24 protein-coding genes and 1 pseudogene are annotated in these 26,879 nt (G+C 72.2%); 18 read left to right on the forward strand and 7 right to left on the reverse strand.

The window, feature by feature from the left end; all coding sequences use genetic code 11:
• Positions 1 to 89: 89 nt before the first annotated feature.
• Positions 90 to 356, reverse strand: a pseudogene (locus LJ221_RS06655) (RtcB family protein); the annotation flags it as partial.
• Positions 357 to 623: 267 nt separating this feature from the next.
• Between LJ221_RS06655 and LJ221_RS06660 the strand changes: the two are divergent.
• From LJ221_RS06660 to LJ221_RS06670, 3 genes are all read left to right on the forward strand, one after another.
• Positions 624 to 1,523 carry a hypothetical protein gene (locus LJ221_RS06660; protein WP_241714591.1) on the forward strand — a complete coding sequence of 300 codons (900 nt, stop codon included), beginning with the start codon at positions 624 to 626 and terminating at the stop codon, positions 1,521 to 1,523.
• Positions 1,524 to 1,731: 208 nt separating this feature from the next.
• Complete coding sequence (locus tag LJ221_RS06665; RefSeq protein WP_241714592.1) at positions 1,732 to 2,421, forward strand: DUF3558 family protein; 690 nt, start codon at positions 1,732 to 1,734, stop codon at positions 2,419 to 2,421.
• Between the two features lie 163 nt (positions 2,422 to 2,584).
• Positions 2,585 to 4,006: a DUF2637 domain-containing protein gene (locus LJ221_RS06670; protein WP_241714613.1), complete on the forward strand. Its 1,422-nt coding sequence runs from the start codon at positions 2,585 to 2,587 to the stop codon at positions 4,004 to 4,006.
• A gap of 121 nt (positions 4,007 to 4,127) precedes the next feature.
• Here LJ221_RS06670 and lysS read toward each other — a convergent pair whose 3' ends face one another.
• On the reverse strand, positions 4,128 to 5,864 hold the full coding sequence (gene lysS / locus LJ221_RS06675; protein ID WP_241714593.1) for a lysine--tRNA ligase: 1,737 nt from the start codon (positions 5,862 to 5,864) through the stop codon (positions 4,128 to 4,130).
• A gap of 177 nt (positions 5,865 to 6,041) precedes the next feature.
• Here lysS and argS point away from each other — a divergent pair, with 177 nt between their 5' ends.
• Positions 6,042 to 7,862 carry an arginine--tRNA ligase gene (argS, locus tag LJ221_RS06680; RefSeq protein ID WP_241714594.1) on the forward strand — a complete coding sequence of 607 codons (1,821 nt, stop codon included), beginning with the start codon at positions 6,042 to 6,044 and terminating at the stop codon, positions 7,860 to 7,862.
• Between the two features lie 31 nt (positions 7,863 to 7,893).
• Here argS and LJ221_RS06685 read toward each other — a convergent pair whose 3' ends face one another.
• Together LJ221_RS06685 and LJ221_RS06690 are read right to left on the reverse strand one after the other, a co-directional pair.
• Complete coding sequence (locus LJ221_RS06685) at positions 7,894 to 8,673, reverse strand: SDR family NAD(P)-dependent oxidoreductase (protein ID WP_241714595.1); 780 nt, start codon at positions 8,671 to 8,673, stop codon at positions 7,894 to 7,896.
• Positions 8,674 to 8,812: 139 nt separating this feature from the next.
• A complete protein-coding gene (locus LJ221_RS06690) occupies positions 8,813 to 9,427 on the reverse strand; it encodes a hypothetical protein (protein WP_241714614.1) in 615 nt (204 codons plus the stop codon).
• 126 nt (positions 9,428 to 9,553) lie between these two features.
• On the opposite strand from LJ221_RS06690, the gene hemL reads away from it, so the two are divergent.
• The 6 genes from hemL (at position 9,554) to ccsB (ending at position 16,219) form a co-directional block, all read left to right on the forward strand.
• Positions 9,554 to 10,885 carry a glutamate-1-semialdehyde 2,1-aminomutase gene (gene hemL, locus LJ221_RS06695; RefSeq protein ID WP_241714596.1) on the forward strand — a complete coding sequence of 444 codons (1,332 nt, stop codon included), beginning with the start codon at positions 9,554 to 9,556 and terminating at the stop codon, positions 10,883 to 10,885.
• Positions 10,886 to 11,031: 146 nt separating this feature from the next.
• Complete coding sequence (locus LJ221_RS06700) at positions 11,032 to 11,688, forward strand: histidine phosphatase family protein (RefSeq protein WP_241714615.1); 657 nt, start codon at positions 11,032 to 11,034, stop codon at positions 11,686 to 11,688.
• A 191-nt stretch (positions 11,689 to 11,879) separates the two neighbouring features.
• On the forward strand, positions 11,880 to 12,497 hold the full coding sequence (locus tag LJ221_RS06705; protein WP_241714597.1) for a TlpA disulfide reductase family protein: 618 nt from the start codon (positions 11,880 to 11,882) through the stop codon (positions 12,495 to 12,497).
• A gap of 5 nt (positions 12,498 to 12,502) precedes the next feature.
• Positions 12,503 to 13,267, forward strand: coding sequence for a cytochrome c biogenesis CcdA family protein (locus tag LJ221_RS06710; RefSeq protein WP_241714598.1), 765 nt, complete (start codon positions 12,503 to 12,505; stop codon positions 13,265 to 13,267).
• A 1-nt stretch (position 13,268) separates the two neighbouring features.
• The gene (locus tag LJ221_RS06715; protein ID WP_241714599.1) at positions 13,269 to 15,089 is read left to right on the forward strand and encodes a cytochrome c biogenesis protein ResB; all 1,821 of its coding nucleotides are present in this window, start codon (positions 13,269 to 13,271) and stop codon (positions 15,087 to 15,089) included.
• 5 nt (positions 15,090 to 15,094) lie between these two features.
• Positions 15,095 to 16,219 carry a c-type cytochrome biogenesis protein CcsB gene (gene ccsB / locus LJ221_RS06720; protein ID WP_241714617.1) on the forward strand — a complete coding sequence of 375 codons (1,125 nt, stop codon included), beginning with the start codon at positions 15,095 to 15,097 and terminating at the stop codon, positions 16,217 to 16,219.
• A 34-nt stretch (positions 16,220 to 16,253) separates the two neighbouring features.
• Here ccsB and LJ221_RS06725 read toward each other — a convergent pair whose 3' ends face one another.
• Positions 16,254 to 16,700: a PLD nuclease N-terminal domain-containing protein gene (locus tag LJ221_RS06725; RefSeq protein ID WP_241714600.1), complete on the reverse strand. Its 447-nt coding sequence runs from the start codon at positions 16,698 to 16,700 to the stop codon at positions 16,254 to 16,256.
• A gap of 135 nt (positions 16,701 to 16,835) precedes the next feature.
• Between LJ221_RS06725 and LJ221_RS06730 the strand changes: the two genes are divergently transcribed.
• Both LJ221_RS06730 and mqnP read left to right on the forward strand, forming a co-directional pair.
• On the forward strand, positions 16,836 to 18,287 hold the full coding sequence (locus LJ221_RS06730; RefSeq protein WP_241714602.1) for a menaquinone biosynthesis decarboxylase: 1,452 nt from the start codon (positions 16,836 to 16,838) through the stop codon (positions 18,285 to 18,287).
• The gene (gene mqnP, locus LJ221_RS06735) at positions 18,284 to 19,195 is read left to right on the forward strand and encodes a menaquinone biosynthesis prenyltransferase MqnP (protein ID WP_241714604.1); all 912 of its coding nucleotides are present in this window, start codon (positions 18,284 to 18,286) and stop codon (positions 19,193 to 19,195) included. The genes LJ221_RS06730 and mqnP overlap by 4 nt, the downstream gene beginning before the upstream one ends.
• 66 nt (positions 19,196 to 19,261) lie before the next feature.
• On the opposite strand, the gene LJ221_RS06740 is transcribed toward mqnP, so the two are convergent.
• Positions 19,262 to 19,882: a rhomboid family intramembrane serine protease gene (locus LJ221_RS06740; RefSeq protein WP_241714605.1), complete on the reverse strand. Its 621-nt coding sequence runs from the start codon at positions 19,880 to 19,882 to the stop codon at positions 19,262 to 19,264.
• Positions 19,883 to 20,056: 174 nt separating this feature from the next.
• Positions 20,057 to 21,223, reverse strand: coding sequence for a hypothetical protein (locus tag LJ221_RS06745; protein ID WP_241714606.1), 1,167 nt, complete (start codon positions 21,221 to 21,223; stop codon positions 20,057 to 20,059).
• Between the two features lie 95 nt (positions 21,224 to 21,318).
• Between LJ221_RS06745 and LJ221_RS06750 the strand changes: the two genes are divergently transcribed.
• The 6 genes from LJ221_RS06750 (at position 21,319) to LJ221_RS06775 (ending at position 26,700) form a co-directional block, all read left to right on the forward strand.
• Positions 21,319 to 22,029: a UbiX family flavin prenyltransferase gene (locus tag LJ221_RS06750; RefSeq protein ID WP_241714607.1), complete on the forward strand. Its 711-nt coding sequence runs from the start codon at positions 21,319 to 21,321 to the stop codon at positions 22,027 to 22,029.
• 105 nt (positions 22,030 to 22,134) lie between these two features.
• Positions 22,135 to 22,590 (forward strand): Lrp/AsnC family transcriptional regulator, encoded by a 456-nt coding sequence (locus tag LJ221_RS06755; RefSeq protein WP_241714608.1) that lies wholly within the window; start codon positions 22,135 to 22,137, stop codon positions 22,588 to 22,590.
• A 131-nt stretch (positions 22,591 to 22,721) separates the two neighbouring features.
• A complete protein-coding gene (gene mqnE, locus LJ221_RS06760) occupies positions 22,722 to 23,885 on the forward strand; it encodes an aminofutalosine synthase MqnE (protein WP_241714609.1) in 1,164 nt (387 codons plus the stop codon).
• Positions 23,886 to 23,928: 43 nt separating this feature from the next.
• A complete protein-coding gene (locus LJ221_RS06765; protein ID WP_241714610.1) occupies positions 23,929 to 24,453 on the forward strand; it encodes a GNAT family N-acetyltransferase in 525 nt (174 codons plus the stop codon).
• Positions 24,454 to 24,541: 88 nt separating this feature from the next.
• Positions 24,542 to 24,838: a DUF4229 domain-containing protein gene (locus LJ221_RS06770; protein ID WP_374228394.1), complete on the forward strand. Its 297-nt coding sequence runs from the start codon at positions 24,542 to 24,544 to the stop codon at positions 24,836 to 24,838.
• Positions 24,839 to 25,254: 416 nt separating this feature from the next.
• Positions 25,255 to 26,700, forward strand: coding sequence for a dicarboxylate/amino acid:cation symporter (locus LJ221_RS06775; RefSeq protein ID WP_241714611.1), 1,446 nt, complete (start codon positions 25,255 to 25,257; stop codon positions 26,698 to 26,700).
• Positions 26,701 to 26,879: the final 179 nt, after the last annotated feature.

Here is a 26,879-nt window from a genome sequence, read left to right on the forward strand (position 1 = left end):
GAGACCGTCCGTGGTGATGGTGAGTTCCACGGACGTGTCGGTGATCTTCACGGGCTCGCCACCACCGGTCACGCCCGGGCCGGACGGGGCCCGGGCGCGTCAGTCCTTGACGCAGACGACCTGCCGCGGCCGATGTCCACGCCGACCGCCGCCGGGCAGACCGCGCCCTCCATCGTGATGACCGAGCCGGCGGTGGCCCCCTTGCCGTAGTGGACGTCGGGCATGACCGCCAGGCCCCTGGTCCACGGGAGCGTCGAGGTGTTGCGCGGCTGCCGCATCGCACCGTCCTCGACGCCGGAGGGGCCGGCCCACACCCGGATCGGCACCCGTGCCCCGGGAACCTCGGCGTACGACATGTTCGTTCATCCCCATAGCGAAGGCCTGGCGAAAGCCTGGCGGAGAAGTGCGAGCACGCCCTGCCGTGTGCGTGCGAACCGCGTACGGATCGCGCGCGATCCGGGTACGTCCGCACACGGAAGACGGACGTAATGCTGCATATGCGCCGATGGGCGAGGGTCCCGCGGCGCGTGTGACGGAGACCGTGCGATAGACATTGTGTTCTGTTGTGGTCGTATGACGGCAACGTGTTCTCGAGTGTTCGCGTGGACATGAGGAGTTGGGCAGTGCAGCGGAAGGCATACGCCACCGGCGCGGCGCTCGTCGCCGTGCTGGCCGTCGGGGCCGTGGGCTGCACCGGCGGCTCCGGCGCGGGCGGCTCCGCGGCCGACAGCAAGCCCGGCACGGTCGGCACCGCCGCCACGGCCCCGCCCGGTACCTACCGCGATCTGCCCGAGCCCTGCGGCGCGGTCGACACCGGACTCCTGCGGGCGATGCTGCCGGGCGCGGAGAGCGCCTCCCCGGAGAACGGCGCGGAGAGTGGCGACGAGACCCCGGCGGTGTACGAGGGCGAGCAGACCGTCACCTACGACGACGACCGCCGGGTCGGCTGCCGCTGGAAGAACTCCACCGGCCTGGGCAGCCGCCACCTCCTGGTCGATTTCGAGCGGGTGGTGTCCTACGACCCCGCCGTCAGCGACGACGAGCGGGCGGCGCGCCTGTACGAGGACATGGCGCTGGAGGCGGGCATCCCGCCCTCGCCGCCCGCGGACGAGGAGACCCCCGGTTCCGGGAAGGAAACGGGCGGGGACGGGGACGGCGCGGAGGAGGCCGGGGACGGCGGCGAGGACTCCGGCAGGGCGACCGGGACGGGGAGCGCCGAGCCCACGGAGAGCGGCGGCGGCGACGAACCTGAGGTCGCCGTTCCGCAGCCCACGCCCAGCGCGGCGCCTGCCCCGCGCCCCCTGGAGGACATCGGGGACGCCGCGTACATCGACGACGAACTGGTCACCGCGGACTCGGGCGTCCACCGCGACATCACCCTGGTCTTCCGCACCGGGAACGTCATCGTCACCGTCGAGTACGAGCAGTGGATGACGGACGAGCGCAGGCTGCCCGACAGCGCCGAACTGCAGGAGAGGGCGCTGAGGCTGGCCGGTCGGCTCGTCGGGGGGTTCGAGGCCTGACACCCGCTCACCGGCCCGCCCCCGTGCCCCGCCCCACCCGCCCCGCGCCCCCACCGGAACTGAGACGACGGACACACCCCGCCCCGGCGCCGCCCGGCAGGACCCGCGGCCGCTCTAGGCTGCTGCGGTGTCATCGCCCGATCGGCGTACCGTCGTGCCGTCCGACAGGGCGTGCCCGGCGCCCAGCACATCCGGAAGCGAAGGAACCATGCACCGTAACGCCACGCGCACCGCCGTCCGCACCCTCGCCTGCGCCGCCGTGCCCATGCTGCTGGCCGCGGGCTGCTCCTCCGGCTCCGGTGGCGACGACTCCGCCAAGCCCTCGCCCAGCGCATCCGCCCCGAGCGCGTCCCCGACCCCGGCGCCGGTGAAGTTCACCACCCTGCCCGACCCGTGCGAGACCCTCTCGGAGGACACGGTCGGCGACGTGGTGCCCGAGGCGAAGAAGAAGGGCAAGAACCTCGGTTCCAAGGACACCGACGGCTACGGCACCTGTCTGTGGAGCGGGCTGGACGACTACCAGTACCGGGCGCTCACCGTCTCCCTCAAGCGGTTCGACTCCGATGTGACGCTCGGCAGCGGCAGCGAGCGGGCCGCCGAGTACGCCGGCCGGCAGGTGGCCGCCGTCTCGCAGGACGAGGAGAACGAGAAGGTCAAGGACACCGCGCTCGACGGGGTCGGCGACCAGGCGACGTCCATAGCCTTCGAGACCGAGCGCAAGGACGACAAGAAGACCGAGGAGTACCGCGAGCAGCGGGTCGTCGTCATCACCGGCAACGTCGTGGTGACCGTGGACTACGAGGGCGCCGGCTTCGAGACCGGTGAGACGCCGAAGGCGGAGGACATCCGCGAGAACGCGGAGAAGGCGGCGAAGGAGGCCGTCAAGGCCGTCAAGTGACCGGGCCGGGGCCCTCCTCCGCCCCGTCACCCGCCGCGCGTACCCTGTCTTCCCCTCGGGGACCTTCAGTTCCCCGTCCCCCGCCGTCCCCCACCGCCCCGGCCGGGCGGCGGGCACCGGCGCCGACGACCGACGACGATCTCGCGAGGACACAGCAGTGGACCTGACACGCACCCACCGAATACTCATCGGCGTGGTCGTCGCCGGGGCGGTGGTGATCGCGGCGATCGGTTTCGCCGGATCGTACGCCGCCGTCCGCGACCTCGCCGAGCAGAAGGGGTTCGGCGGCTTCGCTCCGTTCTTCCCCATCGGCATCGACGCCGGGATCGTGGTGCTGCTCGCTCTGGACCTGCTGCTGACCTGGATCCGCATCCCCTTCCCGATGCTGCGGCAGACCGCCTGGCTGCTGACCGCCGCCACCATCGCCTTCAACGGCGCCGCCGCCTGGCCCGATCCGCTGGGGGTCGGGATGCACGCGGTGATCCCGGTGCTGTTCGTCGTCGCGGTGGAGGCCGCACGGCACGCGGTCGGCCGGATCGCCGACATCACCGCCGACAAGCACATGGAGGGCGTGCGGCTCTCGCGCTGGCTGCTGGCCTTCCCCTCCACCTTCCGGCTGTGGCGCCGGATGAAGCTGTGGGAGCTGCGCTCCTACGACCAGGTCATCCGCATGGAGCAGGACCGCCTCATCTACGAGGCGCGGCTGCGGGCGCGCTACGGGCGGGCCTGGAAACGGCGGGCGCCGGTGGAGGCGCTGATGCCGCTGCGGCTGGCGCGGTACGGGGTACCGCTGGCGGAGACCGGCCCGGCCGGGCTGGCCGCCGCCGGCATCGACCCGCGGGCGCTGACCGCCGCGGGCGGGAAGGCCGCGGTCGAGAGCGGGAGGACCGCGCCGGCCGAGGCGCTCACCGCGGGGACGTCCGCGGAGCGGGCGCCCGCGCCCGGCGGGGCGGCCGGCGGGGAATCCGGTCCCGGGCCGGACGGAACCCCGGCCGCGGAGGCGGCCGGACAGGAGCGGCACGAGCTGCTTCCGCCGTCCTGGCGGACCGCCGGGGAGAGAGGGGGCGCGGTGATGGAGGCCGGGCAAGGGCCGGTGCCTTCCACACGGGAGGCGGTCACCTATGTGCGGGCCGCACCGGCGGAAAGGGTGGCTCCGGCGCCGGAGACCGTGCCGGAGGCGGCGCCCCGGAACCGGTCCGAGCCGGAGGAGGCCCCCGTGACCGGGCTGACGATCCCGAGGGACCCGGCCAATCCGGGTGGGCCCCACCGCCCGCTGGGCGGGGCGCCGTCGGACAGCCGCTCCGCTCCCGTGCCGGCGCAGCGTACAGCCCGGCCGGAAGCGGAGGCGGAAATAGCCGACGAACCCGTCGGCATACCGGACGGGACGCCCCGCGAGGACGCCTACTACCGGGCCTACCACAGGTACATCGTGGAGAAGAGCGACTTCCCCAACCCTCACCAGCTCGCTCTGACACTCCTGGACGAGGGCATCAAGGACGCCAACGGTGGTCCCCTCAGCGAGTCCTACCTCCGCCCCTACGTACACGAGTTCAAGGACCGGTACCGGACGGGCCTGGGGGGCTGACCGCCCGCCGGGTGGCCGGCTCCGTCCGGCAGGGAGCCGAGCCCCCGGGCCGGGAGGCCGGCCCTCCCGCTCCGAGTGCGGAAGGCCCCGTGCCCGGGCCCCGGCACGGGGGGCGCCGGCGTCAGGCGCCCAGCAGCTTGCGCACCCGGTCCGCGCCGACCGCCAGCAGCAGCGTGGGCAGCCGCGGGCCGGTGTCGCGGCCCACCAGCAGCCTGTACAGCAGAGCGAAGAAGGCGCGCTGGGCCACCTTCAGCTCCGGCGTCGGCCTGGCCTCCGGCGACAGGCCCGCCCGGACCTTGGGCACGCCGTAGACCAGCGTGGTCAGACCGTCCAGCGACCAGTGGTCGTCCAGGCCCTCCAGCAGCAGCCGCAGCGACTCGCGCGCGTCGTCGCCGAGCGAGGCCAGCAGTTCGGTGTCCGGCTCCTCGCGCACCCGGGTGCGCTGCTCGGCCGGGACGTGGGTGCTGATCCAGCGCTGCGCGCAGTCCAGGCGCGGACGCGTCTCGTCCAGGGAGCCCACCGGGTTGTCCGGGTCCAGCTCGCTCAGGATGCGCAGCGTCTGCACCTCGTCCCCGGTGGTGATGTCCGCGACCGAGGCCAGTGTGCGGTACGGCAGCGGGCGCGGGGTGCGGGGCAGTTCGCCGCCGGCCGTGGTGGTGGCACGGCGGTGCGCGGCGGCGTCCGCGGGCTGCGCGGCGCCCTCGGCGACCTTGCGCTCCAGGGCGTCCCACTCGTCGTAGAGCCGCTGGATCTCCTGGTCGAAGGCGATCTTGAAGGACTGGTTCGGGCGGCGGCGGGCGTACAGCCAGCGCAGCAGCGGGGCCTCCATGATCTCCAGCGCGTCGAGCGGGGTGGGCACCCCGCCCTTGGAGCTGGACATCTTCGCCATGCCGCTGATGCCGACGAAGGCGTACATCGGGCCGATCGGCTGCTCGCCGCCGAAGATCTCCCGTACCAGCTGTCCGCCGACGACGTAGGAGGAGCCGGGGGACTGGTGGTCCACGCCGGAGGGTTCGAAGACCACGCCCTCGTACGCCCAGCGCATCGGCCAGTCGACCTTCCAGACCAGCTTGCCGCGGCGGTGCTCCGACAGCGGCACCGTCTCCTCGTTGCCGCACCGGCACACGTACGTCATCCGCGTGCTCTCGTCGTCGTACGCGGTGATCGTCGTCAGGTCGCGGTCACAGACGGAGCAGTACGGCTTGTACGGGAAGTACCCGGCGTCGCCCGTGCTGCCGTCGTCCTCGCCCGCGGCGCCCGAGCCCTCGGCGGCCTCGACCTCCGCGTCGTCCATGGGCTTGCCCTGCTTCTTCGGGGTCTTCGCGGCGCTCTCGGGCGTGACCTTGGTGCGGTAGCGGTCCAGGACGGCGTCGATGCGGGCGCGTTCGCGCATGGCGAAGAGGACCTGCTCGGTGTACGCGCCGGAGGTGTACATCTCCGTCTGGCTGATGCCGCGCACCTCGACGCCCAGTTCGTCCAGCGCTCGCACCATGGCGGCCCTGAAGTGCTCGGCCCAGCTGGAGTGCTCGCTGCCGGGAGGCGCGGGCACCAGGGTGAGCGGCTTGCCGATGTGCTCGGACCACGAGGCGTCGACGCCGTCGATGCCCGCCGGGACCTTGCGGAAGCGGTCGTAGTCGTCCCAGGACAGGATGTGCTCGCAGGGCACGCCCCGCCGCTTGATCTCGTCGGCGACGAGGTGCGGCACCATGACCTCGCGGAGGTTGCCCAGGTGGATGGGGCCGGAGGGGCTCAGGCCCGAGGCGCAGACGACCGGTTTGCCGGGGGCGCGGCGCTCCGCCTCGGCGATGACCTCGTCCGCGATGCGGGAGACCCAGTCGGCCTCTGTGCTCTGAGCCACGGTCGGCACGTCCCTTTCCTGGCTGTGGTGTCCAAGCTGTGGTGTCCAAGATGACGGCTCCATTGTTTCAGACGCGGTACGGGCCCCGCGCCCGTGACGAGCGCGCGCCCCGGCGGCGGGCCGCGTGGGATACTGGACCGATCCGGTAAACCCCACTCAGAGGAACGGCACTTCTTCATGGCCTCGGTCCCCTCCCTTGCCGCAACCGTCCACCAGCGCGTCGCGGACGCCCTCTCGGCAGCCCTGCCGGAGGCTGTGGCATTGGGTGCCGACCCTTCCTCTCGCTCTTCGAGCTGGGGAGATCCCATGCTGCGACGCAGCGACCGGGCGGACTTCCAGGCCAACGGGATGCTGGCGCTGGCCAGGAAACTGGGGGGCAACCCGCGGGAGCTGGCGGGCAGGGTGGCCGAGGCGATGCCGGAGGCGGACGAGATCGCCGGCGTCGAGGTCTCCGGACCCGGCTTCCTCAACATCACCGTCTCCGACGCCGCGATCGTGCGGACGCTGGCGGCGCGGGCGGCCGACGAGCGGCTGGGCGTGCCGTACGCCGAGCGGCCCGGCACCACCGTCATCGACTACTCGCAGCCCAACGTGGCCAAGGAGATGCACGTCGGGCACCTGCGCTCGACAGTGATCGGCGACGCGATCGTGCAGATCCTGGAGCACCGGGGCGAGAAGGTGGTCCGGCGGCACCACATCGGGGACTGGGGCACGCAGTTCGGCATGCTCATCCAGTACCTGGTCGAGCACCCGCACGAGCTGGACCACGCCTCCGGCGAGGAGACCGGCGGCCCCGGCGCGTCCGGTGAGGCCGCGATGTCCCGGCTGAACCGGCTCTACAAGGCGTCCCGTGCGCTGTTCGACTCCGACGAGGAGTTCAAGGCGCGGGCCCGCGACCGGGTGGTGCTCCTGCAGAGCGGCGACCGGACCACGCTGGAGATGTGGCGGAGGATCGTCGGCGAGTCGATGATCTACTTCCACGCGGTCTACGACCAGCTCGACGTGGAGATCCGCGACGCCGACGTGGTCGGCGAGAGCGCCTACAACGACGATCTCCAGCAGGTCGTGAAGGAGCTGGAGGACGGCGGCGTCGCGGTCCGCTCCGAGGGCGCGCTGTGTGTGTTCTTCGACGACGTCAAGGGCCCCGACGGCAAGCCCGTCCCCCTGATCGTGCAGAAGTCCAACGGCGGTTTCGGTTACGCCGCCACCGACCTGGCCGCCATCCGCGACCGGACGGGGAAACTGGGCGCCGACACCCTGCTGTACGTGGTGGACGCCCGGCAGGCGTTGCACTTCAAGATGGTCTTCGAGACCGCGCGCCGGGCCGGCTGGCTGCCCGAGGGCGCCGCGCGGCAGCTCGCCTTCGGCACGGTGCTGGGCAAGGACGGAAAGCCCTTCAAGACCCGTGAGGGCGAGACGGTCCGGCTGGTGGACCTGCTGGGCGAGGCCGTCGGGCGGGCCACGGCCGTGGTGCGGGAGAAGGCGGAGCAGGGCGGTCTGGAGCTGACGGAGGAGGAGATCGCCGAACGCGGCGCCCAGGTGGGCATCGGCGCGGTGAAGTACGCCGACCTGTCGACGTCCATGTCACGCGACTACGTCTTCGACCTGGACCGGATGGTCTCGCTCAACGGCGACACCAGCGTCTACCTCCAGTACGCCTACGCCCGGATCCAGTCGATCCTGCGCAAGGCGGGCGATGCGCGGCCCGCCGCGCACCCGGAGGCGGAACTGGCCCCGGCCGAGCGGGCGCTGGGCCTGCACCTGGACGAGTTCGCCGAGACGCTGGCGGGGGTGGCCGAGACGTACGAGCCGCACAGGCTGGCCGCGTACCTCTACCAGCTCGCCTCGCTCTACACGACGTTCTACGACCGGTGCCCGGTGATCCGGGCGGAGTCGGAGGCGGTCAGGGAGAACAGGCTCTTCCTGTGCGACCTGACGGCCCGCACCCTGCGGCAGGGCATGGCGCTGCTGGGCATCCGCACCCCCGAGCGGCTCTGAGGTCTCCGGGCTCCGGGGGCGGACCCGTCGTTCAGCGCTCGCGGTGCACCTTGGTGTTGGACGCCTGGGCGCGGGGGCGGACGACCAGCAGGTCGACGTTGACGTGCGGGGGGCGGGTGACGGCCCAGACGACGGTGTCGGCCACGTCCTCGGCGGTCAGCGGTTCGGCGACGCCCTCGTAGATCTTCGCCGCCTTCTGGGCGTCGCCGCGGAAGCGGGTGAGGGAGAACTCCTCGGTGCGCACCATGCCGGGCGCGATCTCGACGACGCGCACCGGCTGCCCGCACAGCTCCAGGCGCAGGGTCTCGGCCAGGACGTGGGCGCCGTGCTTGGAGGCGACGTATCCGGCGCCGCCCTCGTAGGTGCCGTGGCCCGCGGTGGAGGAGAGCACGAGCACGGTGCCGTCGCCGGAGGCGGTCAGGGCCGGGAGCAGGGCCTGTGTCACGTGGAGCGTGCCCAGCACGTTGACCTCGTACATCGACTGCCAGTCGGCGGGGTCGGCGGTGGCCACGGGGTCCAGGCCCAGGGCGCCGCCGGCGTTGTTGACCAGCACGCTGCCGGGGGCGAGGGCGCCGAGCCGGGAGGCGAAGGCGTCCACGGCGGCGCGGTCGGTGACGTCCAGGGGGTGCGCCTCGGCCCGGTGCCCGCCGGCGTTCAGCTCGGCGGCGAGTTCCTCCAGGCGGTCGGCGCGGCGGGCGGTGAGCACGGTGCGGTACCCGGCGGCGGCCAGTCGGCGCGCGGCGGCGGTGCCGATACCGCTGCTCGCGCCGGTGACGACGGCGGTGGGCTGCTGCTCGGCGGGCAGGGACATGAGGGGCTCCTCGCAGGGTGGCGGGCGTTCCCGGTCGGGATCGCCTCGAAGGATAGGGCGGCCGGTTCACCCGCCTCGCGGCGTGTGTGCGATCGGCGAGGCCCCGGCCGGCCCGGCCCGCGCTCCCGCGACGGGGCCCTCAGGGCCAGACCAGGCAGTACGGCTGGTGGCCGGCCTCGTGGAGCCGGTGGCTGAAGTCCTGCCACTCGTGCAGGAGCCGGTAGACGCCGAAGGCGTCGCACGGGCCGCCCCGGTCGGGCACGGTGGACCAGATGAAGGCGGCGGCGCCCACCGACTCCTCCCCGACACCGCGCAGCGGGTCGACGACCGTCATGGGGAGCTTGACCACGGCGTAGTCGGAGTGGAGGACGACCAGCTCCAGGGGCGGCACCCTGTGCAGCGGGACGCCCTCGATGCCGGTGAGGACCATGGCGGCCATCGTCTCCGGCTTGATCCTGGTGAACATGCCGTGACCCAGCTCGTCCCCGCCCAGCTCGTCCGGGCGCATCGTGATGGGCACACGGGCGGCTGTGGCGCCGTCCGGCGCGCCGAAGTACTTGTAGGTCACCCCCACCCGGCCACCCTTGCTGCTCCTCGTCTCCGTACCCTCGGCCCCGGCGGTACCGGCTCCGGCCGCTCCGCCGGTCTCGCCGACCGCCCTCGCGTCGCGGTCCCGCCGGTGGCGCCCCCGCGCCCGCCTGGGTCCCCGGCCCAAGTCCCCCGCGCCCTCGCCCAGTCCGCCACCGCGCTGCATGTCACCACCCGACCACTTGCGGCCCCCGCCGCGCAACCAGATCATCGTCTCAGAGACTTCCAGAGACCTCCCCTTCTGGCGGGCTGTGAAACGCCCGGCCGCACATGCGCGCGAGGCTCTGAGACCATGGCTTGCGTGAGCTATCCGTACGATGCCCCAGTATCGCAGTCGCTGTACGACCGCGCCGCCGCCGTGACGCCCGGAGGCGTGAATTCGCCGGTGCGCGCCTTCCGCGCCGTGGGTGGTACGCCCCGCTTCATGGTGTCCGGTACCGGTCCGTACCTCACCGACGCCGACGGACGTGAGTACGTGGACCTCGTGTGCTCCTGGGGTCCGATGGTCCTCGGGCACGCCCACCCCGCCGTGGTCGAGGCGGCCCGCGCGGCGGTCGCGCGCGGCACGTCCTTCGGTACGCCCGGCGAGGGCGAGGTCGAGCTGGCCGAGGAGATCGTCGCCCGCGTCGCCCCCGTCGACCGGGTGCGGCTGGTCTCCTCCGGCACCGAGGCCACGATGTCCGCGATCCGCCTGGCGCGCGGCTTCACCGGGCGGGCCAAGGTGGTCAAGTTCGCGGGCTGCTACCACGGCCACGTCGACGCGCTGCTGGCCGCCGCCGGCTCGGGCGTGGCCACCTTCGCCCTGCCCGACACCCCCGGTGTGACGGGCGCGCAGGCCGGGGACACGCTGGTACTGCCGTACAACGATCTGGACTCGGTCGCCGCCGCCTTCGCCGCGCACCCCGGCGAGATCGCCTGCGTGATCACCGAGGCGTCGCCGGGCAACATGGGCGTCGTGCCGCCGCGCGAGGGCTTCAACGCCGGGCTCAGGCGCCTGTGCGAGGAGAACGGCGCGCTGTACGTCTCGGACGAGGTGATGACCGGATTCCGCGTCTCGAAGGCCGGCTGGTACGGCCTGGACGGCGTCGTGCCGGATCTGATGACCTTCGGCAAGGTGATGGGCGGCGGCTTCCCGGCCGCGGCCTTCGGCGGCCGGGCCGACGTGATGGCCCATCTCGCCCCCGCCGGCCCCGTCTACCAGGCCGGCACCCTGTCCGGGAACCCGGTCGCCACCGCCGCCGGCCTCGCCCAGCTCCGCCTGCTGGACGACACGGCGTACGAGCGGCTGGACGCCGTCTCCGCCGAGATCCGCACGCTGGTCGCCGAGGCGCTGGCCGAGGAGGGCGTGGCGCACCGGCTGCAGAGCGCGGGCAACATGTTCTCGGTCTTCTTCACCGACGAGGACGTGGCGGACTACGACGCGGCCCGGCGTCAGGAGTCGTTCCGCTTCACCGCCTTCTTCCACGAGATGCTGGCCCAGGGGGTCTATCTGCCGCCCTCGGCCTTCGAGTCCTGGTTCGTCTCCACCGCCCACGACGGCCGGGCCGTCGAGCGGATCGCCGCCGCCCTGCCGTCGGCCGCACGCGCCGCCGCGCGGGCCGCGGCCACGGAGGAGGGGGCATGACCGGCGAGCCGAGCGGGGGCGTCCCGACCCCGGCGGAGTCGGCGGATCCCGCGGGCATGACGGATCCGGCGGACGTGGCGGTCACCGGCGAGACGGCGGGGGAGCGCGAGCAGCACGGCGGCGGCAGGCGCACCGTCGTCCACCTGATGCGGCACGGCGAGGTGGAGAACCCCAAGGGGATCCTCTACGGGCGCCTGCCCGGATACCACCTCTCCGACCTGGGCCGCCGTATGGCCGAGCGGGTCGCCGAGCACCTGGCCGGGCGCGACATCTCCCATGTCGTCGCCTCCCCGCTGGAGCGCGCCCAGGAGACCGCCTCGCCGATCGCCGAGGCCCACGGCCTGGACGTGGCCGGTGACGAGCGGCTGATCGAGGCGGAGAACATCTTCCAGGGCAAGACCTTCGGCGTCGGTGACGGAGCCCTGCGGCGGGTCGCCAACTGGCCGCACCTGCGCAACCCCTTCCGCCCGTCGTGGGGCGAGCCGTACATCGACCAGGTGGTGCGGATGATGGCGGCGCTGGAGGCCGCCCGGGACGCCGCCCGCGGCCACGAGGCGCTGTGCGTCAGCCACCAGCTGCCGATCTGGACGGTGCGCAGCTTCGTCGAGCGCCGTCGGCTGTGGCACGACCCGCGCAGGCGGCAGTGCACCCTGGCGTCGCTGACCACCTTCACCTTCGTCGGCGACCGGATCGTCTCGGTCGGCTACAGCGAGCCGGCTCGCGATCTGGTGCCGCCGCATCTGAGGGCCGGGGCGAAGCCGGCCGGGGGGCAGGGGGGCAAGGGCCCCGGGTTCGGCGCCTGACCGGTTCGCGCCGCCGTCCCGCGAAGGGCCGCGGGGCGGCGGTTCCGGAGCCGGTCGCGGCCGCCCGGCGACCGCATCCAGGGGTGACGCAAGTCACATCCGGACAGGGGGAGTTGTCAGGTTATCGCCCGGTGGGGCCTTTTGGCGGGGGTGGGGGAACGCCTGCGCGAGGCCCATGGGAAACTTTTCACATGTTTCTTCGCGCTACCGGCTCCCCAGGCCGATCCCGGCGGTCCGCGGCCGTCACCGCCGCGGCGGTCTGCGCGCTGCTCCTGTCGGGCTGCGGCGGTGAGGGCGGTCAGGAGCAGAGCAGCGGTTCCGGCAAGAACTACGTGGACGGAACGGGCGCGGTCACCGAGGTGGAGCCGGCCGACCGCGAGCCCGCCCCCGAGCTCTCCGGCGAGACGGTGGACGGGAAGCGGCTGGACGTCGCCGACTACCGGGGCGACGTCGTGGTCCTCAACGTCTGGGGGTCGTGGTGCCCGCCCTGCCGCGCCGAGATGCCGCACCTGGTGAGGGTGGCCGGGGAGACCGAGGACCAGGGGGTGCGGTTCGTCGGGATCAACACCCGTGACCTCGACCGTGTCCCGGCCCAGCGCTTCGAGGAGGAGTACGAGGTGCCCTACCCCAGCCTCTACGACCCCTCGGGCAAGCTCCTGCTGCGCTTCCCCAAGGGCAGCCTCAACCCGCAGGCCATCCCCTCCACCCTCGTCCTCGACCGGGAGGGGAGGATCGCCGCCCGGGCTCTCAAGCCGCTCGGCGAGGAGGAACTCCGCTCCATGATCGACCCCCTGGTCGAGGAGAAGTGAGAGGGATGCTCCACCTCGCCTCGGCCACGGGGGTCAACGAGACCGTCCTGACCGGCGGTCTGCTCCTGGCGGTCCCCGTCGCCCTGCTGGGCGGGCTGGTGTCGTTCTTCTCCCCTTGTGTCCTGCCGCTCGTCCCCGGCTACCTCTCCTACGTCACGGGGATCGGGGGCGCCGACCTGGCCGAGGCGCGCAGAGGGCGGATGGTGATCGGCTCCTCCCTGTTCGTCGCGGGCTTCACGGCGGTCTTCGTCTCGGGCGGCGCCCTCTTCGGATACTTCGGCCAGACCCTCCTGGAGCACCAGGAGACGATCAGCCGGATCCTGGGCGTTGTCCTGATCGCCATGGGCCTGCTCTTCGCGGGGCTGCTCAGGGGGGTCGGGCAGCGCGAGTTCCGCTTCCACCGCAGACCGGCCGTGGGCCTGGCCGGGGCCCCCGTGCTCGGTGTGCTCTTCGGTGTCGGCTGGACCCCGTGTCTGGGACCCACACTGGCCGCCGTCAACGTGCTGGCGTTCAACGAGGCGAGCGCGGGGCGGGGGGCGCTGCTGACGGTCGTCTACTGCCTGGGTCTGGGCCTGCCGCTGATACTGGCGGCGGTGGCCTTCCGGCGGGCGATCGGCGCCTTCGCCGCGGTCAAGCGGCACTATGTGTGGGTCATGCGGATCGGCGGGGGGATGCTGGTCGCGCTGGGGGTTCTGATGCTCACCGGTGTGTGGGACCTGCTGCTGACCGAAATGCTCACCTGGACCTCCAGTTTCACCGTAGGGATCTGAGATGCCCACAGCCGATGTCGGGAACGCCCCCGAGGACACCCGGGCCGACGCCGAGGAACGGGAGACGGGCGGCCGGATCTCCACGGCCCCCCGCGAGGACCCGGCGGTCGACATCCCCGTTCTGGGGCCGGTGGGCTGGGCCCGCTGGTTCTGGCGGCAGCTCACCTCGATGCGGGTCGCGCTGATCCTGCTCTTCCTGCTCTCGCTCGCCGCCGTCCCCGGCTCGCTGATCCCCCAGAACGGCGCGGACGCCTTCGCCGTGCGGGACTTCAGGGAGCGCAACGGGACGCTGGCGGAGGTCTACGACAGACTCCAGCTCTTCGACGTCTACAGCTCGGTGTGGTTCTCCGCGATCTACATCCTGCTGTTCGTCTCGCTCATCGGCTGCATCCTCCCGCGCAGCCGGCAGTTCGCCGGCCAGCTCCGCTCCCGACCGCCGCAGGCGCCGCGCCGGCTGACCAGGATGCCCGCCCACACCACCTGGCGCACCGAGGCCGAGCCGGAGCGGGTGCTCCGGGCGGCGCGGACGCTGCTGCGGGGGCGCCGCTTCCGCATCTCCCCGGCCGAGGAGCACGGAGGGCCGGACGGGCCCGGCGGGCCCGGCTCGGGGGACTCGGTCGCGGCCGAGAAGGGTTACCTGCGCGAGGCCGGGAACCTCGTCTTCCACATCTCGCTGATCGTGATGCTGCTCGCCTTCGCGGCCGGGCAACTGTGGAACTCCGAGGGCGGCAAGCTCGTCGTGGAGGGTGACGGGTTCTCCAACACGCTCGTCCACTACGACGACTTCACCTCCGGGTCGCTGTACGACACCGGCGACCTGGACGTCTTCGGATTCACGCTGGAGGAGTTCCATGCCTCCTTCGAGCGCACCGGCCCGCAGCGCGGCACCGCGCGCACCTTCCGCGCCGACGTCTCGTACTGGGAGGGCGCCGACGGCCCCGAGGAGAAGACCTCCATCGAGGTCAACCACCCGCTGAAGGTCGGCGACTCCAAGGTCTTCCTGGTCGGCCACGGCTACGCGCCGGTCGTCACCGTCACCGACGGGCAGGGGAGGATGGCGTACCGGGGCCCGGTGCCGTTCCTGCCGCAGGAGAGCCTGGGCCTGACCTCCACGGGCGTCATCAAGGTCACCGACTACCGCGACAAGGACGGCGAGAAGGAGCAGCTGGGCTTCCAGGGCATCTTCACGCCCACCTACGGGATCGACGCGGAGCGCGGACCGCACTCGACCTTCCCCGAGCTGGACTACCCGGTGCTCTCCCTCAACGCCTTCCACGGTGACCTGGGCGTCGACGCGGGGCTCCCGCAGAACGTCTACCAGCTCGACACCGACAAGATGGAGCAGTTCGAGGCCGAGGACGGCGACCTGTTCCGGGCCGACCTGCGCCCCGGCGAGTCGGTGGAGCTGCCGGAGGGCGCGGGCACCCTGACCTTCGACCGCGTCGAGCAGTGGGCCAGCTTCCAGATCTCCCAGGAGCCCGGGGAGGGCTGGGCGCTGGGCGGGGCCGTCGCAGCCGTGCTCGGCCTGGCCGGCTCGCTGTTCGTCCGGCGCCGCAGGGTGTGGGTCCGCGCCCGGCGCGGCGCGGACGGCGTCACCGTGGTGGAGATGGCCGGGCTGGGCCGCAGCGAGTCCGCGCGGCTCCCCGAGGAACTGGGCGAGCTGGCCTTCGCCCTCCAGGACGACGCGCCGCCCGCGGCGGAACGGGACGGGGCGGAACCGGCCCCCGGCCGGGACGCAGGGGGAAGTACAGGGGGGACCGCGGAAGACGTACCGGCTGCCACCGAGGACGCCGGCCCCTCGTCACGAGGAGAGAACGAGTGAACCCAGTGGACATCGCCGTCGCAGCCAACGAGGGTCTCGCCGAGTTCAGCAACCTGCTGATCAAGTCGGCGATGGCCGTGTACGCCCTGGCCTTCGTCGCGCACATCGTGGAGTGGGTGTTCGGCAGCCGCAGCAAGGTGGCCCGCACCGCCGCCGCGCTGACCGCCGACGGTTCCGGAAAGCCCGCAGGTGCCCGGAGCACCGCCGCGGGGAAGGGCGCCGACAGGGTCTCCGTCACCGTGCGGACCTCCGGCGGCGGCACGGAGGTGCTGGAGCGGCCCGCGGTCGTCACCCGCTCCGCCCCGGGCCGCCGGGCCGGTGTGCCGGACGGTCCGGGCGCGCACGGCGGCGACGAGCGGGGTGACCTGTACGGCCGGATCGCCGTCTCGCTCACCGTGCTGGCCTTCCTGCTGCACTTCGGCGCGGTGCTCACCCGCGCCCTGTCGGTCCAGCGTGCCCCCTGGGGCAACATGTACGAGTTCTCGACGGCCTTCTCGATGGTCGCCGTCGGCGCCTACCTGGCCTTCCTGGTGGCGAAGAGGGACATCCGCTGGATCGGGCTGCCGCTGGTCACCACCGTGCTGCTCGACCTGGGCCTGGCCATCGTGGTCTTCTACACCGAGAGCGACCAGCTCGTCCCGGCGCTCGACTCGTACTGGATGTGGATCCACGTCTCGCTGGCCATCGTGTGCGGCGCGCTGTTCTACCTCGGAGCGGTCTCCACGCTGCTGTACCTGTTCCGGGACCGCCACGAGGCCAAGCTGGAGGCCGGCGGCCGGCCGGGCGCCCTCGCCACCTCCGTGCTGGAGCGGCTGCCCAGCTCCGCGTCGCTGGACGGCTTCGCCTACCGCATCAACGCCGCCGTCTTCCCGTTCTGGACCTTCACCATCATCGCTGGCGCCATCTGGGCCGAGAACGCCTGGGGCCGCTACTGGGGCTGGGACCCCAAGGAGACCTGGTCCTTCATCACCTGGGTCGGCTACGCGGCGTACCTGCACGCCCGTGCCACGGTGGGCTGGAAGGGGCGCAGGGCGGCGTACCTGGCGCTGATCGCCTTCCTGTGCTTCCTGTTCAACTACTACGGCGTCAACGTCTTCTTCGACGGCCTGCACTCCTACGGCGGGGTGTGACCCCGCCCCGGCGTGACACGGCGCGGGCGCGCTCTCAGGAGGCGGCGGGCGGGGTGGTGTCCTCCGGCCCGCCGTTCTCCCTGTCTGCCTCTCTGTCGGCGCTGCCGGCGCTGCCGCCCTTCCTGCCGTCCCTCCGGCCCCGCTCCTCACCGGACTCCGGCTCCCGCTTCCGTTCCGGCTCCGGCGTCTCGGGGCGCTGCCGTCCGCGCTCGTTGATCGACTTCAGGAAGTCGGGGTTGTCGTCCGGCGCGACCCAGCGGCGCTCGGCGGAGCGGGTGGCGCCGTAGGGCGCGTTCCTGCGCGGCCGTCCTGCCAGGAACCAGGCGATGGGCCCGAACAACACCGAGCCGAAGAGCACGATGATGAAGACCCATGCCAGCTTCGGCAGCTTGCGGACCTCGTCCTCGGGGGTGTTCAGGCAGTCGATGAAGGCGTAGATCCACACTGCCAGGATCAGAACGGTCGGAAGAAGCCTGAGCATTGGGCAACGCCCCCTGGAAGCGTGTAGTGCGGCAGGTGCCGGTCCCTGTGCGGACCCGTGGTCCGGGATGCCTGGCCGGAGCCGGAGGAGGCCCCGTGACACGCCCAGGGTAATCGGTGTCGGATACTTGCCCGTATGGCATACGACGATCTCCGCTCGCTGCTGCGGGCCCTGGAGCGCGACGGCGACCTGGTACGGATCAAGGCCGAGGTCGATCCCCATCTGGAGGTCGGGGAGATCGTCGACCGGGTCCAGAAGTCCGGCGGTCCGGCGCTGCTCTTCGAGAACGTCAGGGGCTCCGGCATGCCGCTGGCGATGAACGTCTTCGGTACCGACCGCCGCACGCTCAAATCGCTGGGCCTGTCCTCCTACGACGACATCAGCGAGAAGATCGGCGGACTGCTGCGCCCCGAGCTGCCGCAGGGCTTCGTCGGGATGCGCGAGGCGTTCGGCAAGCTCGGCGCGATGGCGCACGTACCGCCGAGGAAGGTGAAGGAGGCGCCCGTCCAGGAGGTGGTCCTCACCGGCGACGACGTCGACCTGGAGAAGCTGCCCGCGCTGTTCACCTGGCCGAAGGACGGCGGCTCCTTCTTCAACCTGGGACTGACCCACACAAAGGACCCCGAGACCGGCATCCGCAACCTGGGCCTGTACCGCCTCCAGCGGCACGACCGGCGCACCATCGGGATGCACTGGCAGATCCACAAGGACAGCCGCAACCACTACCAGGCGGCCGCACGGCGCGGCGAGCGGCTGCCGGTCGCCATCGCCTTCGGCTGCCCGCCCGCCGTCACCTACGCCTCCACCGCGCCGCTGCCGGGCGACATCGACGAGTACCTGTTCGCCGGGTTCCTCCAGGGCAGGCGGGTGGAGATGGTGGACTGCAAGGCGGTGCCGCTCCAGGTCCCCGCCCGCGCCGAGGTGGTGCTGGAGGGATGGCTGGAGCCCGGCAGGATGCTCCCGGAAGGGCCGTTCGGCGACCACACCGGCTTCTACACGCCGCAGGAGGACTTCCCGGCCCTGACCATCGACTGCGTGACGATGCGCAGACGGCCGGTCTTCCAGTCCATCGTCGTGGGCCGCCCGCCGACGGAGGACGGGCCGCTGGGCCGGGCGACGGAACGCTTCTTCCTGCCGCTGCTGAAGATCATCGTCCCGGACATCGTGGACTACCACCTCCCCGAGGCGGGCGGCTTCCACAACTGCGCGATCATCTCGATCGACAAGAAATACCCCAAGCACGCGCAGAAGGTGATGTCCGCCATCTGGGGCGCGCACATGATGTCGCTGACCAAGCTGATCGTGGTGGTCGACTCCGACTGCGACGTCCACGATCTGCACGAGGTCGCCTGGCGCGCCCTGGGCAACACCGACTACGCCCGCGACCTCCTCCTCACCGAGGGACCGGTGGACCACCTGGACCACGCCTCCTACCAGCAGTTCTGGGGTGGTAAGGCGGGCATCGACGCCACCGCCAAGTGGCCCGAGGAGGGCTACACACGCGACGGGGGCTGGCCGGACATGGTCCTGTCCGACCCCGACACGGCCGAGAAGGTCGACCGCCGCTGGCGGGAGTACGGGCTGTGAGCGCCCTCACCGAGGGCGCCGCGGGTCCCCGGCCCGCCGGCCGGGTCAGGGCGTTCCTGCGGCTGGTGATGATCGAGCACTCGGTCTTCGCGCTGCCCTTCGCCTACATCGCCTCGCTCACCGCGATGTTCCTGGACGACGGCACGGTCCACTGGCGGGAGCTGCTCCTGGTCACCGTCGCGATGGTGGGGCTGCGGACCTTCGCGATGGCCGCCAACCGGATCATCGACCGGGAGATCGACGCCCGCAATCCGCGGACCGCGGGGCGCGAGCTGGTCACCGGGGCGCTGTCGGTGCGCACCGCGTGGGCCGGGGCACTGGTCGCGCTCGCCGTCTTCCTGGGAGCCGCCGCGCTGCTGAACCCGCTGTGCCTGATGCTCGCGCCCGTCGCCGTGGTGCCGATGGTGGTCTACCCGTACGGAAAGCGGTTCACCGACTTCCCGCACGCCATACTCGGGCTCGCGCAGGCCATGGGGCCCGCGGGCGCCTGGATCGCGGTCACCGGCGCCTGGTCGTGGGAGGCGCTGGTCCTGGGTCTGGCGGTGGGCGTGTGGATCGGCGGCTTCGACCTGATCTTCGGCTGCCAGGACGTGGCCGCCGACCGGGCACACGGGGTGCGGTCCGTCCCAGCGCGCTTCGGCATAGCCGCCGCGCTGTACGGGGCCCGCGGCTCCCACGCCGTCACCGTGGCGCTGCTGGCCTGGTACGGGGTGCTGACCGGGGCCGGCGCGCCGTACTGGGCGGGGCTGGCGGTCGTGGTGGCGGCGTTCGTCTACGAGCACTCCATCGTGCGGCCCGGCGACCTGTCCCGGCTGAACCGGGCGTTCTTCACCGTCAACGGCTTCATCGGGATCGCGCTGTTCGGCTGCGCCCTGCTCGATCTGGCGCTGCGCGGCCTGACGGTGTGACGGTGCGGTCGCGGGACGGTTCCGTCCGGTCCGGCCGATCAGGTCAAGGCTGGTCAGGACTGGTGGTCAGGGTATCTGCCGCCGGACTCGCGAGACCGGCGCCGACCGGCGGAACCAGAACGCCGCCAGCACCCCGCCGATCAGCCCGAACAGATGCCCCTGCCAGGAGACGCCCTGCGCCGTGGGCAGCACGCCCCACAGGATCGAGCCGTAGAGCAGCACGACCGTGATGCCCACGGTTATGTCGAGTGCGTCCCGGTCGACGAAACCGCGCACCAGCAGATAACCGAAGAGACCGAAGACCACGCCCGAGGCGCCCGCCGTCAGGGAGTTCTCCGGCGCGGTGAGCCAGACGCCGAGGCCGCTGACGACGATGATCGTCAGACAGACGGCCAGGAAGCGGCCTATTCCGCGTACGGCCGCCAGAAAGCCCAGTACCAGCAGCGGCAGGCTGTTGGCCGCCACGTGGTCCCAGCCGAAGTGCAGGAAAGCCGCCGGTACCACGTCGGCCAGCTCGTCCGTCTCGCGCGGTGAGATGCCGTAGGGGTCCAGGGAGTTGCCGGTGGCCACGTCGACGGCCTCCAGCACCCACAGCAGCGCCACCCAGGACGCCATCAGCACCCCCGCCGACATCGCTCTGGAGGCGCGTGAGGGGCGGGACGCCCCTGCCGTCGGTCCGTACACCATCCGGTCTCTCCCGTTCGATACCGCTGTCGGTCCCGGCATCCCCGGCACCCCGGACACCACTGCCGGTACCGCCGCCGACGCCGGCAGCGCCGCCGTCCTCCGGCCTGCCCGTTCCACCACCGCGTACGTCCTGAGAACGTCACGGAACGTGTCGGTAGTTCCGGCCGGGGCGACTCAGGGCCGGGACGAGCCCAGCTCCTCGTAGAACACCGCGGCCATCACGTCCTGCGGATCCAGCCACCTGGCTCCCCGCGGGGCCCTCACCGGAACCGCTGAACCGGGCGCGAAGGACATCGTGAACGGTATCTCCGCCGAGCCCTCGACGCCCGTCTCCCCGGAGAACTGCGCCAGGTCCACCGTCATTCCCGACAGGACACCGCCGCGCAGTGCCAGCTCCGCCGTGACCCGCCGGTCCGGAGCCCGCTCCAGCCAGGAGAACCCGATCCCGTCGAAGCGGTCCTCCAGCGGGGCCAGCGCCTCCGCGAGGCCGTCGGCGACCTCGCGGGCCGGGAGCGTCACCCTGACGCGCTCGGTGCCGTCCGCCCGCCCGGCGTCCCGCAGGACGGCGTGGTCGTCCAGGGCCCGGCGCACCGCGCCGATCACATGGTGCTGGGCCCGGGCGCTCTGCAGGAGGTCCACACTGTTGGCCAGCCGCTGGGCGCGCTCGCCGTACTTGCCGCCCACCGCCCGCGCGAAGTGGTCGAACTCCTCGGGGTCTATCTGCACCCACCGGCCCTCGAGCATGTCCCGGGCGGCGGCCAGGGAGGGCGGCAGGCCGTCCGCCGAGCGGGCCAGTTCGGCCGCCTGCACCACCGTCTCGCGGCTCCGGTCCGTCTCGTGCGCCAGCCGCGCCCAGTCGGCACGCACGTAGAAGTCGGCGCCGACCGACTTGTAGGCGGCCACGTCCCGGTTGCCGAAGTTCACGGCCGCGGCCGTGTCGATCCTGTCCTTCCGGCCGAGGTCCTTCAGCGGCCTGTCCGCGCCGAACACGAACGCCGTCTCCATCCGGGACAGCAGCAGCGCGTCGGTGCGGGAGGCCGCCGGGCCCATGCCCCGCTCGTGGTTGCGCCGCAGGAAGGCGTGTATCTCGTCGGCGGGGGCCTCGACGCGCACGGCGACCGACACCGTCTCCCACTCGCCGAGCCTCTCGACGGACTGGCGGGCCCTGGCCTCGGCGCCGCTCTTCTGGGGAGTCCCACAGGCGGCGGCGACCAGAAGGACGCAGCCGGCCGCCGCCAGGCACATGCGCCCGGTGCGCGGGCTCCGGGAGGTGCCTGGGGTGCGTGAGGTGAGCGGGAGGCGCTCGGCGTGCGCGATGGGCGTGCGGGGCGTACGGGACATGCGGCGATCCAACTACCTCGGAGACGGAGACGGCCAGGGTCCGGGTGCCCCGGTCGGCGCGGGAGGGCGGTACGGCGGCCGTTAGGCTCGGTGCCGTGAGGGACAGTGTGCGACGGCCGTGGATCGTCGGTGTATCCGGGGCGTCCGGGACGCCGTACGCCGCGTCGGTGATCCGCGCGCTGCTCGCGGCGGGCGAGGACGTGGACCTGGTGGTCAGCCGGGCCTCCCGGCTGACCCTGCTGGACGAGACCGGCCACCCCTTCCGCGACGCCCACTGGCGCGAGGACCTGCGCCGCTGGCTGGCCCGGGGCGCGGACGGCTCCCCGGACGCGTACGACGTGGCGGTCCCCGAGCCCGGCTCCCGGACCGGCTCGGTGCCGGACGCGCCCGGCACCGTACGGTACTGGCCCGCCGGCGACCTGGCCGCGGGGCCGTCCTCCGGCTCGTACCCGGCCAGGGGCATGATCGTCGTCCCGGCCTCCACCGCGTCCGTGGCGGGCATCGCCCTGGGACTCTCCAAGGACCTGCTCCAGCGCACGGCGAGCGTCACGCTCAAGGAGCGCCGCCCGCTGGTCGTCGCCGTGCGCGAGACGCCGCTGAACGGCCAGACGCTCAGGCACCTGGTCACCCTGGACGAGGCCGGGGCCGTGGTGCTGCCGGCCTCGCCCGCGTTCTACGCGGGGGCGGCGCAGATCCAGGAACTGGTCGACTTCGTCGCCGGCCGCGCGCTGGACGCACTGGGCGTTCCGCACGATCTCTACCGCCGATGGGAAGGTGAGCTGGGGGGCGCACAGAGGCAGTCGTAGGGCGATGCCCCCGGATGCCTTAGATTCGATTACGGAAAGCTCTTGCGGTATCCGACAGCCGAACAGCCCGTACGACGGCCCGAACGACGGAAGGCACCAGGACGCATGGACGCGGTGGACAGACAGCTCATCCAGGCGCTGCGCGAGAACGGCAGGGCCTCGTACGCGGAGCTGGGCCGACTCGTCGGCCTCTCCGGCCCCAGCGTGACCGACCGCATCAACCGGCTGGAGGCGGCCGGCGTCATCACCGGATACCGCGCGACCGTGGACGCCCCCTCCCTGGGCCTGGGCGTCACCGCTCTGATCGGCATCCAGCTCTCGGACTCCGTCGACCACGAGGACGTGGTGGAGCGGCTGCGGGACCAGGCGGAGATCGAGGACTGCTGGTTCATCGCCGGGGACGACTCCTTCATGCTCAAGGTGCGCGCCACCGACGTGGACGGCCTGGAACGGACGATCCGCAGGCTCTCGGGCACCAAGGGCGTCTCGCGGACCCGCACCACCATCGTGCTCTCCACCAAGTGGGAGAACCGGGTCGGCGTACTGCCCACCGAGGAGTGACCGCGCCCGCCCGCGCCCCGGGGCCCCGCCCGGTGCGCGGCGGGGCAGGCGTAGGCTCAATGAGCCGCCCGTGAAGGACGGCCCCGCAGGACCCGCAACCCCGTACACACCGAACAAGGAGGCGGCGAGGCATGGACGCTGGGCTCAAACGCGAGCTGGAGGAGAAGGTCCGCGCCGGTGAGCGGCTGAGCCGTGAGGACGGCATCGCCCTGTACGAGTCCGACGACCTGGCCTGGCTGGGCGGCCTCGCCCACGAGGTGCGTACCCGCAGGAACGGCGACGTCGTCTACTTCAACGTCAACCGCCACCTGAACATGACCAACGTGTGCACGGCCTCGTGCGCCTACTGCTCCTTCCAGCGCAAGCCGGGGGAGAAGGACGCGTACACCATGCGCATCGAGGAGGCCGTGCGGCTGGCCAGGGCGATGGAGGGCGACAACCTCACCGAGCTCCACATCGTCAACGGCCTCCACCCCACCCTGCCCTGGCGCTACTACCCGCGCTCGCTGCGGGAGCTGAAGAAGGCCCTGCCGGACGTCTCCCTGAAGGCGTTCACCGCCACCGAGATCCACCACTTCGAGACGATCTCGGGCCTGTCGGCCTCAGAGATCCTCGACGAGCTGATCGACGCCGGACTGGAGTCGCTCACCGGCGGTGGCGCGGAGATCTTCGACTGGGAGGTGCGGCAGCACATCGTCGACCACCGCACCCACTGGGAGGACTGGTCGCGCATCCACCGCCTGGCGCACTCCAAGGGCCTCAAGACGCCCTGCACCATGCTGTACGGGCACATCGAGGAGCCCCGCCACCGCGTCGACCACGTGCTGCGGCTGCGTGAACTGCAGGACGAGACCGGCGGCTTCCAGGTCTTCATCCCGCTGCGCTACCAGCACGACTTCGTGGACATGAAGGACGGCAAGGTCCGCAACCGGCTCCAGGCCCGCACCACCATGGCCACCGGGGCGGAGGCGCTCAGGACCTTCGCGGTCTCGCGGCTGCTGTTCGACAACGTGCCGCACGTGAAGGTGTTCTGGGTGATGCACGGCGTGCAGACCGCCCAGCTCGCCCTCCAGCACGGCGCGGACGACATGGACGGCTCGGTGGTCGAGTACAAGATCACCCATGACGCGGACAACTACGGCACCCCCGACAAGCTCACCCGGGAGGACCTGCTGGAGCTGATCCGCGACGCCGGCTTCCGCCCCATCGAGCGCAACACCCGCTACGAGATCGTCCGCGAGTACGACGGCCCGGACCCGGCGCGGCGTGAGTCGCCGCAGCCGATGCGGCTGTGACCCGGCACCGGGCGTGACACGGAACACCGGTGAGAACGGCTCGATGACACTGCGGTACGTACTCGATCCTCCCGTCGACCGGCGGCTGGCCGACGGAATCTGCGACCTGTGGGCGCGGGTGACCAACGCGGGCGGCGCCGTCGGCTTCGCACCGCCGGTGACCGCCCAGGAGGTGCGGCCCGAGCTGGCCCGGCACCTGACGGCGATGGCCGAGGGGCGGGCGCGGCTGCTGGCGGCGTACGACGAGGAGGACCGGGTCGCGGGCACCGCCTTCCTGATGCCGAACACACACCGGCTGATGCGACACTGGGTGTGGCTGTACACCGTGATGCTGAGCCCCGAGCGCCAGGGCCGGGGTGAGGGCCGGGCCCTGATGGCCGCCGTGGAGGAGGCCGCCCGGGGCATGGACGGCGTCCACGGCATCCGGCTCACCTGCCGGGGCGGGCTCGGGCTGGAGCACTTCTACGGCTCGTGCGGCTACAAGGAGGTCGGACGCGTGCCCGATGCCATCCGCGTCGCGGACGACGACCTCCGGGACGACATCACCATGTGGCTCCGGCTCAGCTGACCCGGCCACGCCGAAAGGATCCACCACCGTGACCAGCACCTCGGAGACCGGCACCACGAACACCGGACCGGCCACCGGACCGGACACCGTGTCCGCCGCCGCGCCGGTCCGCAAGCCGCACGCGACGCTCCGCTACACGGCCATGCGACTGGGCGTCTTCCTCGCCTGCTTCGTGGTCGTCGCGGTGCTCGCCTACGTCGGCATCCTGCCCGAGGCCATCGGCAGGGCCAACCCGTTGTGGCTGCTGATGCTCGCCATGGTCGTCTCCGCGCCGCTCAGCCTGGTGCTGCTGCGCCGGCAGCGCGACGAGATGTCCGTGCGGATCGCCGAGCGCGTGGACCATGCCAAGCGGAAGCTGGCCGCCAACCAGAGCCAGGAGGACTGAGGGCGGGCTCCTCGCCGCACGTAACCCTCGTCACACTCCCTCACGACGCCCCGCCGGGAATGCCCTTCCCCCGCGGGGCGTTGTGCGTCGGCGGAAACCATTCCGCCAGGCGGCGCCCGGGAAGCCCCGGGGCCCGGTGTTAGCGTGAGGACCATGACGAGCGCAGCCCGCACCACTCCCCAGGCCAGGAGCACGATGCTCGTGGCCCGGCTGCACGTCGACCTCTGCCGCTGCCTGTCCGCGGCCTGTCGCATCGGCTGAGCCCCGCGCGACCACGGCGGCCGGGGTTTCCTCCGGTGCGCTCTTCCCTCTTTCCCGGTTCTCCGGGACCGTCGTGTTCCCGACGCACGCGCAGAACCCGGAGAACCCCCCCCCGAGAACTCTGTCCCCATCACATGTCCCACCGGAGTGTGCCCGTGTCCTCCAACACGCCATCCAGCGCGCCCGGCGAGTCCGGCAAGACCGCCGCGTCCACCGAGGCCGCCGCGTCCACCGGGCCGAAGCGCCGCACAGGCCTCGCCAGAGTCCCCTTCTGGGCCCAGATCCTCCTCGGCCTGGTCCTGGGAGTCCTGCTGGGCTGGGCCGCCCGCAGCGGCGACATCGCCTGGCTCAGCACCGCCCTCGACAGGGTCGGCGGCACCTTCGTCCAGCTGCTGAAGCTGGCCGTCGGTCCGCTGGTCTTCTTCGCCATCACCGTCTCCATCACCAACCTGCGGAACGTCTCGGGCGCGGCCCGGCTGGCCGGACGCACCCTGCTGTGGTTCATGGCCACCTCGCTGGTCGCCGTCGGGATCGGCCTGACGATCGGTCTGCTGACCAACCCGGGCGAGGGCACCGGACTGTCCCCGAAGGACGGTGCCCGACCCGAACAGGCCGGTTCCTGGCTGGACTTCCTCACCGGGATCGTCCCCACCGACGTGGTCACACCGTTCACCGAGCTGAACGTCCTGCAGATCGTCTTCATGGCCGCCGTCGCCGGCATCGCCGCGCTGCGGATCGGGGAGAAGGCGGCGCCACTGCTCTCCTTCGCCGAGTCGGCCCTCACCCTGCTGCAGAAGGCCCTGTGGTGGGTCATCCGGCTGGCCCCGCTGGGCACCCTCGGCCTGATCGGCCGTGCCATCGACCAGTACGGCTGGGACCTGATCGGCCAGTACGCCACCTTCACCGCCGACGTCTACATCGGCTCCCTGCTGGTGATGTTCGGTGTCTACCCGCTGCTGCTGTCCCTGGCCGCCCGCGTCAGCCCGCTGCAGTTCTTCCGCGGCGCCTGGCCCGCCATCCAGCTGGGCTTCGTCTCCCGCTCCTCGGTCGGCACCATGCCGGTGACCCAGAAGGCCATCGAACGGCTCGGGGTGCCCAGGGAGTACGCCTCATTCGCCGCGCCGTTCGGGGCCACCACCAAGATGGACGGCTGTGCGGCGGTCTACCCGGCGCTCGCCGCGATCTTCGTCGCGGAGATCTTCGGGATCTCCCTCGGCGTCGCCGACTACGTGCTGATCGCCTTCGTCTCGGTCATCGGATCGGCCGCCACCGCCGGTCTCACCGGTGCCACCGTGATGACCACGCTGACCCTCTCCACCCTCGGCCTGCCGCTGGAGGGCGTGGGTCTGCTGCTGGCGATCGACCCGGTCCTGGACATGATCCGGACGGCCACCAACGTCGCCGGCCAGGCGGCGGTCCCGGTCGTGGTCGCGGCCCGCGAGAGGATCCTCGACCTGGACGCCTTCCGCGGCGCCCGGAGCTTCGACATCGACTCCCTCGACGACACCGGCGCCCTCGACGACACCGGTGGTGCCGGAACCGCACCCGCCGGAGGGACGGGGGACCGCCGGAGCGGTGAGCCGGCCCCCGCCACCGTCTGACCGGCCCCGCACGACCCCCGCCACCGCCTGACCGGCCCCGCACGGCGTCCACCACAGGGCTTGGTCAAGTTCCGGAGTCGTGCGGCTGGGTCGGGCTGTGACCGGTTGGGGTGCATAGCAGAGCAGGCACGGGCTTCGTGATCATTGGGGTGTCGAAGCTCAACGATCATGAGGTGGCC

It is taken from the genome of Streptomyces sp. CNQ085, from assembly GCF_022614595.1.
In the GTDB taxonomy this organism is placed as follows: domain Bacteria; phylum Actinomycetota; class Actinomycetes; order Streptomycetales; family Streptomycetaceae; genus Streptomyces.